The organism is Paenibacillus polymyxa (genome assembly GCF_018614975.1).
Taxonomy (GTDB): Bacteria; Bacillota; Bacilli; order Paenibacillales; family Paenibacillaceae; genus Paenibacillus; species Paenibacillus polymyxa_E.
In genome coordinates, this window is sequence record NZ_JAGGNR010000010.1 from 155891 (window position 1) to 168749 (window position 12859).

Here is a 12859-nt window from a genome sequence, read left to right on the forward strand (position 1 = left end):
ACATGAGCACACCCGATCAACAGCGCGGGGAAGAACGTCATAGCCGCAGTGAAAACAACCGCAATGGCAGCATAAGCAGCGAAAAAAAAGCGGACCGCCGTGCCACACAGTACGATGTCTCGCGATCTGACATGGCAGTCCTTCATGCAGCAGGTCGTCGCTCAATACGGAAATCCAGACGTAAAGGCAAAAGCAGGCGCACAGCCAAAGGCGCAAGGCTCTACAAACAGGGGTATAACAGAGGATACAACGAAGGTGTCCGCCAGGGACAGAGCTCGTTTGGTCTTGTTTTTGAAGGAGTTAGCATCATTATCCCCACGTACAATCAGCGGGACTATGTGCTGCAATGTGTGTCGAGTATCGAAAAGCATACACCTGCCCCCTTCGAGATCATTGTCGTGGATAATGCCTCCAAGGATGGAACTGCCGAGGCCATGCTCCGCAAAGGCGGCATGGTGAGGGTTGCTGCCCTGGATCAGAACCGGGGGTTTGCCGGAGGTGTCAATCATGGGCTGATGATGGCGAGAGGACGACATATCCTTGTGCTGAACAACGATACGCTCGTTACTCCGGGCTGGCTGGATAACATGATGACTTGTCTTGCCAGTGATCCGAAGATTGGTGTAGTGGGTCCGGTGACCAACTATATTGGCGGGGATCAGCAGATTCAGGTTCCGTACCGTGAGGTAGAAGAGATGTGGCCTTTTGCCGCCACACATAATCGTCCGGATGCAGACAAACATCGAATAACCGATCGCCTGGTCGGATTCTGCTGGCTGTTCTCACGGGAGCTGCTGGAACGGGTAGGTTATCTGGACGAAGGGTACGCGGTGGGCAATTTCGAAGATGACGACTGGATCATTCGGGTGAAGCTGGCAGGATACCAGCTTGCGGTAGCCGGGGATGCTTTTATCCACCACTTCGGAAGTGTCAGTATGAAAGCCTTGGGTGAGCAAGACTTTGCTGTAGTGAATAAGGATAACGAGCAGTTTTATAGCCAAAAGTGGGGAGATCCCCATGCGCTGGTTGCCGAAACCTCCCGCTTGGCGAGACAACAAACCTCTGGTACCCCATCCGGTCAACAAGAGGATGGTGACACTAACCCAATGGATCCGCGTCAGCGAATCTCAACGCAGGGTAGCCAAGATCCAGCATTACAGTTCAGACACAGTTATGACTTCTACCCGGAAGGTTCGTTCCTGTCCGATGCCAAAGGTGATGTCTATACTTTAACTGGCGGTCGGCGGCGTAAGCTGAATATCCCTGTACCGCGTGGAATATCTCCTGTTCAGATTGCCAAACCGGACCTGCTCGCCATTCCTGCCGGAGAAGCACTGATATCAGCGGGGGAATTGCAAGGCTGGCCGATGGAGACACATCAGTTACCCACGACAGCAGTTGAGAGTTCTCACAATGGTTGGGCAGAAGGAAGTATTGTTGCCGCAGTGGATGCACCCGAGATTCGATATCAGATCAGCGGAGACAAGCGGAGACGATTTGTATCGGTCTATGCGGCAGAACGTTGGGGTGTACATTCTGGGCATATTATCAATGTGTCTGCGGACCAACTGAATTCGATGGAAGAAGGCTGGCCCATTATCGCCCCACCTCAGCTCTTGAACCCGGATCTGTAATGTCAGGCGATCTGTTTATGCGAATCAGCAGCATGATGCGGAATGGAAAATGTAGCGGTATCCTGTGGAATCGCTCTGATTCATTCCGCATCCGAATATTACATATGAGTAGGTAGCTAGACTATTGAGCAGAGCGATTCATTCCTGTAAAATAAGCCATCTTTCAAATTTATAATTTAATGATGGAAATATTTGTTGACGGTCCCCAAAAAGATGTGCTATATTTTTCTCGACCTTTTAATCGTAATAATTACTATTAGAGAAAAATGAAGAACAGGAGTAGCTGCTGCGATGAAACAGGAGATCGATTTTATCAAGTTCAGTCCCACCCAAAACATGACGATTCTGGTTAAAACGGATCATGTAGCCGAGCAATACAGTCATATTGCAACTCGTCTAATGTCGTATGACAACGTTTACGCTGAGCAAGTGGGATTCATTGAACCAACGAGGAGACCGGAAGCCGCTGCCCACCTGGAAATGGCCGGAGGAGAGTTCTGTGGCAATGCTTGCATGGCACTTGCAGCACACCTCGCATCTGAAGCAGGACTGGCACAACAGGAATCGATGGACATCGTGCTGGAGGTTTCTGGAACCGAGCAATTGATCATGTGCCATGTGAAGAAGCAGCAGAACGAATATGAATGCCAGGTAGCCATGCCGATACCGAAGCAGATCGAACAACGAACAATCCGATACGAAGGCATCGAGCTCGATATGGTGATCATCCGGTACGCTGAGTTCATCCATATCGTGATCGAAGTCGATGACTTCGACGATATGATGAAGAAGAGGGCACAGACCCTTGCAAGATTACTGGGATTAACCCTTGGAGATAAGCTGATCGGTATCTTGTTATATCAATCACACTTGGAAGAAATGGCCCCACTCATCTATGTTCCGGAGCTGGATAGTCTGATCTGGGAGAGAGGGTGTGGTTCGGGTACGGCCTCCGTAGGAGCCTATCTCGCTTGGAGCCAGCAGAGGCAGATTACGCAGTACATCAAGCAGCCCGGTGGTGCGATCAAAGTGGTAGCCCATTGGGAAGGCGCAGAACTTGGGAGTATTACGATTGAAGGATCTGTTGGCATCGTGGCACAGGGCAAAGCCTTCATAGATGCTCCAGCAGAATGGAGCGTTATAAACGCATGAGGTACATGATGCATGATCGAGACAACGTATAGGGGGAAAAGAAATGATCACATTGGTCCATTTTCAGACATGTTTGAGTGAGTTTGCAGAGAAATTCGATCAGCTTGCGAGCAAGTATGATCATACGATTCAGCATAGTTCGGAGCTGGAGGCTGTGATCAATGACTACTCCCGCTTTGTGACTGATCCGGAGAATAAGGCAGCTTGGGAACAGCTCGCGCATTCGGAGCTGGAAGAACTGGATTCGCTTGTATGGCAGTTAAGAAATAAATCAGCCCTGTGTGTGGCGATCATGGAGAAATATCGTGCATTAAAGTTAGAGAACGGGGATGTACAGATTGCTGATTATTTCAAAAACATAGAAGAGTGTATCGATAAAGAATTCGGCAGTTTCCATGTCACTTCCGAATCCAACGTATTGTTGGTAGGCTCCGGTTCATTCCCAATGACACCATTACTCATCGCCAAGCGAACAGGTGCACAGGTCGTCGGGATCGATATTGACGAAGAGTCCATTACACTCGGGCGAAAAGTGGTGGAGACCCTGGGCACGGGTTTGAAGATTCGTTTGGAGTCAACATTGCTGGAGGATCTGGATTATACCAAGGAAGCAACCCATATCATTTTCAGCTCTACGGTGGCCCCTAAATATGAGCTGCTTGATCAACTGTATGCCCTGACGAATGCGCAGGTGGTTGTAGCCATGAGATATGGTGACCAGTTAAAGTCATTGTTCAATTATCCGATGAGAGAGACGGACGGCAGCAAGTGGAAGCTGGTTGATACGATCCTGCGTCCGGATGATGTGTTTGATATTGCATTGTACCAGAAAGCATAGCCATCCAAGTCAATCCAAATGGAGTCTAGGTTGAACTTTGAAAAAAAGGAGGCTTATATGACCAATCTACAGCGAATTCTGTTACTTGGAACAGGGCCTGCATCCATTCAGCTTGCGGTAACACTCAAACATCATCTCAACTGCTGTATAGGCATTGCCGGGAGACAATCGGCTCGTTCAGCGTCCGTATTCTCAGCCCTCGAACAGAGCAATGGGCGTATTCAGGTCAGCATTCAAAATGAGAAACATCAGCCGCTCGCAGGTGAGTGTTACGTTGATCATGTGTTCAAGGGATATGACACCATTGAAGGGGAATGGGATACACTCATTTTGGCTGTAACTACGGATGCTTATATCGATGTATTGGAACAAATGAATAGTGAATTCATCAAACAGCTGAAATGTATCATTCTGGTTTCTCCAACGTTCGGGTCGAATCGACTCGTAACCCATTACATGAGAGAGCGGAATGCAGAGCCGGAAGTGATCAGTTTCTCTACCTACCTTGGAGATACCCGTTGGATGCACGAACATCCGTCGAATCATGTGATTACAACAGGGGTTAAGAAAAAGGTCTATATCGGTTCCACTCGTTACCCGTCTCAACAGGTCAGCAAGTTACGCCAAGTTTATGAACGTTTGGGTGTTGTGCTGGAAGGGATGCGATCTCCACTGGAGGCGGAAACGAGAAATATCTCGTTGTACGTGCATCCACCCTTGTTCATGAATGACTTCTCATTAGAAGCCATCTTTGGAGCATCAGATACTCAGAAATACGTATACAAGATGTATCCTGAAGGTCCGATTACACAGGTTTTGATCCGGGAAATGCGGGCACAGTGGCAGGAGATAATGAATATTACGGAACGACTTGATATTCAGGGAGTCAACCTGCTTCAATTCATGACGGATGACAACTATCCGGTTCGATTAGAGAGTATATCACGTCAGGATATCGAGAATTTCGATCAGCTGCAGGTCATTCATCAAGAGTATCTATTATACATACGGTACACCTCATTATTGATTGATCCATTCTCGGAACCCGATTCGGAAGGCAAATATTTTGACTTTTCGGCAGTCCCATTCCGTAAAACGTTCATGAACCGCGAAGGGGAACTGGACATCCCCCGTATGCCCAATGAAGATTACTACCGCATCAAAATCATTCAGGGCATTGCCAGACACCTCGATGTGAGCTGTCCAACCATTGATCAATTTATCGCCAGGTATGTGGCAAAGATTCAGGAAGTAGCTGATGCACACCCGAATCAACGCTTGTCCGAAGCCTTTGTGATCCAATCCTTTGACGAGGATATCCGGATGATCTGCACCGGACTTTCAAGTAGTTGGGTCTAGTTATATTAATTTAAGTAAGTTGAATTTAGTTTTACACAATAACGAAGAGGACAGAAAAAACCTGAAGAAGCGAAGCGCTCGCCTTTATCACCGAAATACTACCTTTAGGAGATAGATTCAAGAAATTCGGGGATAACAGCGATCGGAAGGTTGTTCTGTCATCGAAGTGGCAAGTGTAAATTTTTAGTCTTGCTTACTAATCGGGAGGAAATGTTGTGAAAAAGGGTCTTACTTTTACATCCATACTATTGCTGGTGTCTGCCATTGCGCTGCTCGCCGGATGCGCTCAGAGCACAAAAGAGACAGAGAGCGCCCAAACGGAGCCTGCCAGTAGTCAGGTGCAAACGGAACTCATCTATGCCTCAGCCAAAGATATTAATGATATGAACCCCCATCTGTATCCCGGCTCCATGCCTGCCCAAGGGATGGTATACGAGTCTCTGGTCGAAAACACGGTCGATGGAATCAAGCCGCTGCTGGCTGAATCATGGGATATTTCAGAAGATGGCAAGACGTATACGTTTCATCTGCGCAAAGATGTGAAATTCCATGATGGCGAGCCTTTTAATGCAGAAGCAGTCAAACAAAATTTTGATGCGGTTCAGGCCAATGCGGAAAAACATGCCTGGATTAAGCTGTCTACCAAAATCACAAGTGTAAAGGCAATCGATGAGCATATAGTGGAGCTGACGCTGTCAGAAGCCTATTATCCAGCACTGGTGGAATTGTCTATGACACGACCTTACGTCTTCATATCACCCAAGGATTTCAAAAATGGCGGAACCAAAGACGGAGTAAGTGGTTTCCACGGCACAGGACCTTATAAGCTTACTGCTCATAAAGTCGAAGAGAATGCTACGTTTGAAGCCAATGAGGACTATTGGGGTGGTGCACCTGCAATCAAGAAGATTACATCCAAGGTTCTTCCGGCAGGAGAAACGACATTCCTGGCATTGCAAAAGGGAGAAATCAACTTTGTATTTACCGATGATCGGGGGGCAGACAGCATTGATATTGAAGCCATGAATCAATTGGCCGAGTCTGGTGATTATCAAATCGTGCGAAGTGAACCGATGAATACCGCCATGATTGTAGCCAATAGCAGCAAAATGGATAGCCCGGTTCACGATCAAGCTGTTCGCGAAGCCGTATGGTATGGCATCGACCGGGAAAGCATCAGTAACGATATTTTTGATGGTACGCAAACGGTAGCGGACAGCTTGTTTTCATCCAACGTCAATTACGCGGATGTTGACTTGAAGAAACGGGATTACAATCCGGAAACCGCGAAAGAGCTTTTGGAACAATCGGGTTGGACACTGGCGAATGGTGAAGCTGTGAGAACGAAAAATGGTAAGCCTCTGGCCATGACCTTATATTATGACAGCAATTCCTCTTCCCAAAAAATACAGGCAGAATTTATCCAAAATTCGTTAAAAGGATTAGGGATGCAGGTAGAAATTGTCGGGGAGGAGTCCACTTCCATCGCAAACAGAAGGTCAACGGGCGAGTATGATCTATTATTTAATCAGACCTGGGGACTGGCATACGACCCACAGAGCACAATCTCTGCGTTTACTTCGGATTCATCCTATAAACATACAACAAGCGGCATTCCCCAAGCAGAGGAATTGTATAAAAAAATTGAGGAAGTCATGGTGTCTACAGATGAAGAAACCAGAAAAGCGTTATATGCCGATATTATGAGAATCGTTCATGATGAAGCGGTATTTATTCCACTTACCAACGGACGTGTCACCGTAGTTGCTCCCCAAAGTCTGGACGGAATTTCATTCAAGCAGACGCAATATGAATTGCCATTTGAGCAGATGAAATTTAAATAGAAATGACATCAACAGGGGGGAGCATAATCCCCCCTTTATTTTGGAATGAATTCGAACTCGTCCAAAAAGGAGATGAATATGGGAAGTTATATCATCAGAAGAGTACTGCTGGCCATACCTTTACTGATCATTATTTCATTTATAACGTTTGTTTTAATCAATCTCTCTCCTCTGGACCCTGCTGTAGTGGTCTTGCAGGCACAGGATGTTCCCCAGATCACAGATGAATTAATTGCCCAAACCAACAAAGCATTGGGGTTCGATAAACCATTTGTCATCCAGTATGTGAACTGGATTATCGCCTGTTTACAGTTCGACTTTGGCAGCTCCTATGTATCCGGCGAATCCGTGTGGTCTATGGTAGGTCCTGCCTTTCTGAATACGTTAAAGTTAACGCTGGTTTCATCGGTGTTTATTATTGCCTTATCCATTTTTTTGGGTGTGATCTGTGCCATGAGAGAAGGGAAAGTCATCGATAAATCGGTAAGAGGCATCTCATTTTTCCTTACGGCGATGCCATCCTACTGGCTCGCGGCAATCCTGATCTGGTACTTTTCCGTCAAGCTGGATCTGTTGCCAACCAGCGGGATGGACTCCTACAAGAGTTATATTCTGCCGGTTATTGTGATCACGGTAAGTTACACAGGCATTTATTTTAGAACAGTGCGAAGTTCAATGTTAAGCAATCTGAATGAGGACTATGTGCTCTATGGAAGAGCAAGCGGATTAAGCGAGAAAAAGGTGACCATGCATATTTTGAGAAATTCACTGCAAGTGGCGGTATCGATATTTTGCATGGCGATCCCTATCGTGCTCGGGAGCACCGTCGTTATCGAAAATGTGTTTGCATGGCCTGGGCTCGGGAGGCTCAGCGTGCGATCGATTCTAAGCAGGGATTTCCCGATTATTCAGGCATATGTTTTGATTTTGGCGGTAACGTTTGTGCTGTTTAACACCCTTTCGGACATTATCAATGCTGCGATGAATCCCAGGTTGAGAAAGGATATCTGATGAGAATATTGAGAAATTTGAGCAAAGACAAGCTGGCTATTACATCATTGGCGATTATCGCAGTTACAATTGTTGCTGGCCTATTTGCCCCTTTATTTGCCCCACATGACCCCGAGGCAGTGAACATGAAGCTTCGATATGCATCCTCATCATGGGCGTACCTGTTAGGGAATGATCACTTGGGCAGATGTGTTTTATCCAGGCTCATTTACGGTATTCGTCCCAGTGTTTTATGGGTTTTGGTTGCATTGTCCTTGTCTGTTTTCGTTGGGGCTATTGTCGGATTTATTGCCGGTTACTTTAAGGGAAAAACAGATGCTTTGATAATGAGGATCTGTGACATCATGCTGTCCTTCCCTGGTTATGTCATGACACTGGCGGTTGTCGGCATTTTGGGTTCAGGGCTGGAAAATATTTTGATCGCCTTTGTAATCATGAAATGGGCCTGGTTTGCACGCGTCATTCGCACCTCTGTGATGCAATTCTCCGAGATGGACTATGTAAAATTCGCCAAAGCCTCTGGCACGCCCAGTCTGAGAATTATTACCAGGCACATTGTTCCGGTTACCTTTGCCGATATCGCGGTGATCTCAAGTGGTTCCATGTGTTCCATGATGCTGCAGATCTCGGGGCTATCCTTTCTCGGACTCGGGATTCAGGCACCGCATGCAGAATGGGGCATGATGTTAAACGAGGCAAGGGAGGTCATGTTCTCCAGACCTGAATTAATGTTGGCACCTGGCCTGGCTATTGTCATTGTGGTATCGGCATTTAATTTTCTGTCGGATGCACTTCAGGTTGCCTTGGATCCCAAATTAATGACCTTTCAAGACAAGGTCCGCAAGAAAGAGGTGGGAAAAACGGCTTATGAATATAGTAGAGGTTGAACATTTGAAAATTTGGGATACCCGTACGGGCAAAGTCATCATTCATGACAGTTCATTTCAGGTAAAACAAGGAAGCTGTCTGGCCATTGTAGGGGAGAGCGGGAGTGGCAAGTCCGTGACGTGCAGGTCCATTATGCGACTGAATAAAACGTGGCTTCAGCAATCCGGAACCATTTTATTCAAAGGTGAGAATCTGAACCAGCTTACGGAAAAAGAGATGAGAAAAAAAAGAGGGAAAAATCTTTGCCTGATTCTGCAAAATGGCATGAGTGCGTTCGATCCTTCCTGTGTGATTGGTGTTCACATCCGGGAGACCCTTCAGGAACACTATGGCTGGAATACCCGGGAGATCGAGCGGAAAATAAAAAATGCGATGGAAAGCGTCATGTTGAAAAATCCGCAAGACATCCTGAATCAATACCCGCATGAGCTGTCCGGCGGTATGCTACAGCGACTCATGATTGCGCTGGCACTGGTGTTAGAGCCGGATCTGATTATTGCGGATGAACCGACAACCGCGCTGGATACAATCTCTCAGTACGAGGTGGTTGAACAATTGATTCAATTACGCGAACGTATGGGCTGTTCCATGATGTTTATATCACATGATCTCGGTGTGGTGCAGAAAATTGCGGATGAAGTGATGGTCATGAAGGACGGAGCTATTGTTGAAAGAGGAGATATCCAGTCCGTGTTTTCAGAACCGGAACATCCATATACCCAATATTTAGTGTCTACCCGACTGGAGCTGAGCAACCATTTCAAGAAATTGATGCAGGAGGGGTTATAAGTGCTGAAGGTGGATGGCATTGAGAAATCCTATAGACAGAGCGACCTGTTTTCCAAACAAAGACAGCAGGTTTTGAAGAATGTTGCATTTGAATGCCATCATGGTGAATGTCTGGGCATCATTGGCGAAAGTGGAAGTGGTAAATCCACCTTGGGACGCTTGATCTTGGGCATTGAAAAGCCAGATCGTGGAACCATTCTGTTCGAGGGGAAAAACGTGAAGGATCGCAGAGTAAGAATGGGAAATATCAGTGCTGTATTTCAAAATTATACGTCTTCCATTAATCCTTTTTTTACTGTTGAAGAAGCGATCATCGAGCCCCTGAAAGCTCAAAAAAAGGTGCAACAGAACATCCAAAGCAAGGTTGATCAGTTGTTGCATCAAGTTGGATTGGACCCGTCCTACAGAAGGAAATATCCGCATGAATTATCCGGAGGAGAGGCTCAGAGAGTATGTATTGCAAGAGCCATTTCCACGGCACCGAAATGTATTTTATTGGATGAAGCCATCAGTTCTCTGGATGTGTCTGTTCAGATCCAGGTGCTGCAATTGTTAAAACAATTAAAGGAAATCTACAAGATGAGTTATGTGTTTATTACGCATGATATTCAGGCGGCAGCTTATATCTGTGACAGGGTCATTATTTTTAGAGAGGGTCAGATTGAAGAGATCGTTCCTATTGAGCAGCTAAAGGATGTTCAGTCAGACTATGCGAAGAAATTATTGAAGCATTTAATACCATTTTAGGAGGAACACCCATTGTGAGTGGAGCGATGTCTTGGCCTTTTCTGCGTTTGTACATATTGGTTCTTCTTTATTTCAGTGCCAATGCCATTCTTAACGTGATCATCCCATTGCAAGGGGCGTCCTTGGGCGCGAGCGGTACAACGATCGGACTGATCATGGGCGCTTATATGTTCACAACGATGTTTTTCAGACCCTGGGCAGGTCGGATTATTCAAAAGCACGGACCGATCAAAATATTGCGTCTTATTCTGATTATCAATGGATTTGCGCTGATTTTATATACCTTTACGGGACTCGGAGGTTATTTGGTTGCTCGTATTTTACAGGGGGTATCGACCGCGTTCTTTTCCATGGCTTTGCAGATTGGCATTATTGATGCACTTCCGGAGAAAGATCGGTCACAGGGGATTTCGTATTATTCGCTGTTCAGTTATATACCGGGGATCGTGGGGCCTGTTATCGCGTTAGGAATCTGGCAGACCGGTGGCATGGATTATTTTACAGTGGTTCTGATCGGTATTGCTGTCTGCACGGGCGTCTTCGGATATACCGCCAAAATGGAACCAGGCAAGGAGCAGCCTGCTGAGAATCTTTCGGGGCAGAACGTGAGTATGTGGGAATCGTTTGCTCAGTTGGTGAAGAATCCGTTTCTGTTGAGATGCAGTGTATTGATGCTTGCGGCTTCCGTTGTATTTGGTGCAATTACTACCTTTATTCCGCTGTATGCAAGCCAAGTACCGAATGGGAATGCGGGTGTGTATCTAATGCTTCAGGCAGGAACGGTGGTGCTGGCTCGAATCATGCTCCGGAAAAGAATTCCTTCTGACGGGAGATGGCATTCTCCTTTTATTATGAGTACAATGTTTATTTTGGCTGTTGCTGCCCAATGTGTAAGTTTTTCGGTGACTGGAGGCGTAGTCTTTTTCTATGTCGGAGCTATATTCATGGGCATTGCTCAAGCCATCCTGTATCCGACGCTCACGACCTATTTGTCTTTTGTATTGCCTAAGCTGAACCGAAATATCCTGATCGGGTTATTTATCGCAATGGCTGATCTGGGTATTTCTCTGGGTGGTGTGATTATGGGACCTGTCGCAGACTTCTCTTCCTATTCATTTATGTACATGATGTGTGCTATCCTAGGAGCGGTAATGATCGTTTTTGCCTATGAACGGCGGAGAACCGTGACAGGTACATCTGTGAGTTGACTGCCAGAAGAGAAAGTGGTGACGAACGTTTGAAGTCTTCGATGACGGCAACATCCAATGGAAAATTAAATCCGGTATCCTTTTCGTTTATCCGGTTTTATATGCTGGCCTTTTTATTTTTTGCAGCGAATTCAGCTTTGACGATTATTCTGCCTTTGCGAAGCGAAGCCGCGGGATTAAATCAGGCTGAGATTGGTCTGATGATGGGGGCATATATGTTCACCTGTATGCTCTTGAGACCTTTTGCAGCGCAGCTGCTGGGTAAGCATGGGCCGCTTCGAGTGATGCAATGGCTATTGCTTTTACATGCGGGAACGCTGCTGTTATTTGTTGTTTTTGGTGTGGAGACGTATCTGTGGTTACGAGCCCTGCAAGGGGTGGCTACGGCCTTTTTCTCCATGACGATGCAGGCAGGCATTGTGGAAAAGCTGGAGGACAAAGACCGGGCACAGGGGCTGTCCATGTACACCCTGTTTACGATGGTTCCTTCTCTGGTCATTCCGATCCTTGCCATACAAATCTGGGAAAATGCCAGCGATCTGGCGTTTACGCTGCTTATGATCGGACTGGCGGCTCTGCCACTTCTGATTGGATATAATGTGGATCTGCCGCGGAGTACCGTACAGAACAAATCGTACACCTTGGGTGATATGTTTCGTTCATTCGGCGGTATCTGGCGCAGTACGCCACTGCTGATTAGCAGTGTGGTGATGTTGTTTGCGTCCTGCGTCTTTGGGGCAACAGCGACCTTTCTTCCCCTGTATATGGTATCCACCGGAATGGCGAGTGCAGGGGTATTTCTGACGATTCAGGGATTGGTTGTGATCCTGTGCAGGTTTATTTTGCGGAAAAAAATTCCGTCCGACGGTAGCTGGAATACCTGGCTGATGGCAGGGTTAATGCTGTGCGCAGCAATGGGAACTCAGTTACTCAGCCTAATGGAGACCATCGGGTCACTGGTGTATCTCTCCGCGGTGTTTAGCGGCTTTGCCCTGGCACTGTTGTACCCGACATTAACCACATATCTGTCCTTTGTGCTGCCTGCGGATTCCAGATATGTACTCATGGGGATCTTCATGTCCTCGTATGACCTCGGTTTCTCTTTGGGTGGACTGGCGATGGGATTCATTGTACAGTTGAGTTCGTATTCGACCATGTTTATGATCTGCACGTTGCTCTCTATTGCAGCGATGGTTCTAGTGGTTGTTTTCAGGCAACGGATGGAAGCGGGGAATAAGGCCAGATCTGTGGTGGCAAGCTGAACGGTAGGGTAAGGGAATGATCCTGTGTAGTGGTAGACAGCCGGATGTTGCTGCCAGCTATCAGTTATTGAGGTGCGATTGGAGCACCAAGGTGGGAATGTAAAGTAAAAGGCTTATGGACTGAATT

Annotated in this window: 11 protein-coding genes; all 11 read left to right on the top strand. The window is 46.7% G+C overall.

Annotation, left to right across the window (positions count from 1 at the left end; translation table 11 throughout):
* The first annotated feature begins 2 nt into the window (after positions 1–2).
* The 11 genes from J7E78_RS08040 (at position 3) to cntE (J7E78_RS08090) (ending at position 12732) form a co-directional block, all read left to right on the top strand.
* A complete protein-coding gene (locus J7E78_RS08040; protein ID WP_215075730.1) occupies positions 3–1634 on the top strand; it encodes a glycosyltransferase family 2 protein in 1632 nt (543 codons plus the stop codon).
* A gap of 291 nt (positions 1635–1925) precedes the next feature.
* On the top strand, positions 1926–2786 hold the full coding sequence (locus J7E78_RS08045; protein ID WP_215075731.1) for a diaminopimelate epimerase: 861 nt from the start codon (positions 1926–1928) through the stop codon (positions 2784–2786).
* 43 nt (positions 2787–2829) lie between these two features.
* Positions 2830–3624, top strand: coding sequence for an SAM-dependent methyltransferase (locus tag J7E78_RS08050; protein WP_215075732.1), 795 nt, complete (start codon positions 2830–2832; stop codon positions 3622–3624).
* Positions 3625–3681: 57 nt separating this feature from the next.
* The gene (locus tag J7E78_RS08055) at positions 3682–4983 is read left to right on the top strand and encodes an opine metallophore biosynthesis dehydrogenase (RefSeq protein WP_215075733.1); all 1302 of its coding nucleotides are present in this window, start codon (positions 3682–3684) and stop codon (positions 4981–4983) included.
* Positions 4984–5198: 215 nt separating this feature from the next.
* Positions 5199–6827, top strand: a complete 1629-nt coding sequence (cntA, locus tag J7E78_RS08060) for a staphylopine-dependent metal ABC transporter substrate-binding lipoprotein (protein WP_215075734.1) — start codon at positions 5199–5201, stop codon at positions 6825–6827.
* Positions 6828–6905: 78 nt separating this feature from the next.
* Positions 6906–7838: a nickel/cobalt ABC transporter permease gene (gene opp1B / locus J7E78_RS08065; RefSeq protein WP_215075735.1), complete on the top strand. Its 933-nt coding sequence runs from the start codon at positions 6906–6908 to the stop codon at positions 7836–7838.
* Positions 7838–8725, top strand: a complete 888-nt coding sequence (gene cntC / locus J7E78_RS08070; RefSeq protein WP_215075736.1) for a staphylopine uptake ABC transporter permease subunit CntC — start codon at positions 7838–7840, stop codon at positions 8723–8725. The genes opp1B and cntC overlap by 1 nt, the downstream gene beginning before the upstream one ends.
* On the top strand, positions 8706–9515 hold the full coding sequence (gene cntD, locus J7E78_RS08075; protein ID WP_215075737.1) for a staphylopine uptake ABC transporter ATP-binding protein CntD: 810 nt from the start codon (positions 8706–8708) through the stop codon (positions 9513–9515). The genes cntC and cntD overlap by 20 nt, the downstream gene beginning before the upstream one ends.
* Positions 9516–10262: an ABC transporter ATP-binding protein gene (locus J7E78_RS08080; protein ID WP_215075738.1), complete on the top strand. Its 747-nt coding sequence runs from the start codon at positions 9516–9518 to the stop codon at positions 10260–10262.
* A 14-nt stretch (positions 10263–10276) separates the two neighbouring features.
* On the top strand, positions 10277–11470 hold the full coding sequence (gene cntE, locus J7E78_RS08085; protein WP_215075739.1) for a staphylopine family metallophore export MFS transporter CntE: 1194 nt from the start codon (positions 10277–10279) through the stop codon (positions 11468–11470).
* On the top strand, positions 11467–12732 hold the full coding sequence (gene cntE, locus J7E78_RS08090) for a staphylopine family metallophore export MFS transporter CntE (protein ID WP_311516957.1): 1266 nt from the start codon (positions 11467–11469) through the stop codon (positions 12730–12732). The genes cntE (J7E78_RS08085) and cntE (J7E78_RS08090) overlap by 4 nt, the downstream gene beginning before the upstream one ends.
* Positions 12733–12859: the final 127 nt, after the last annotated feature.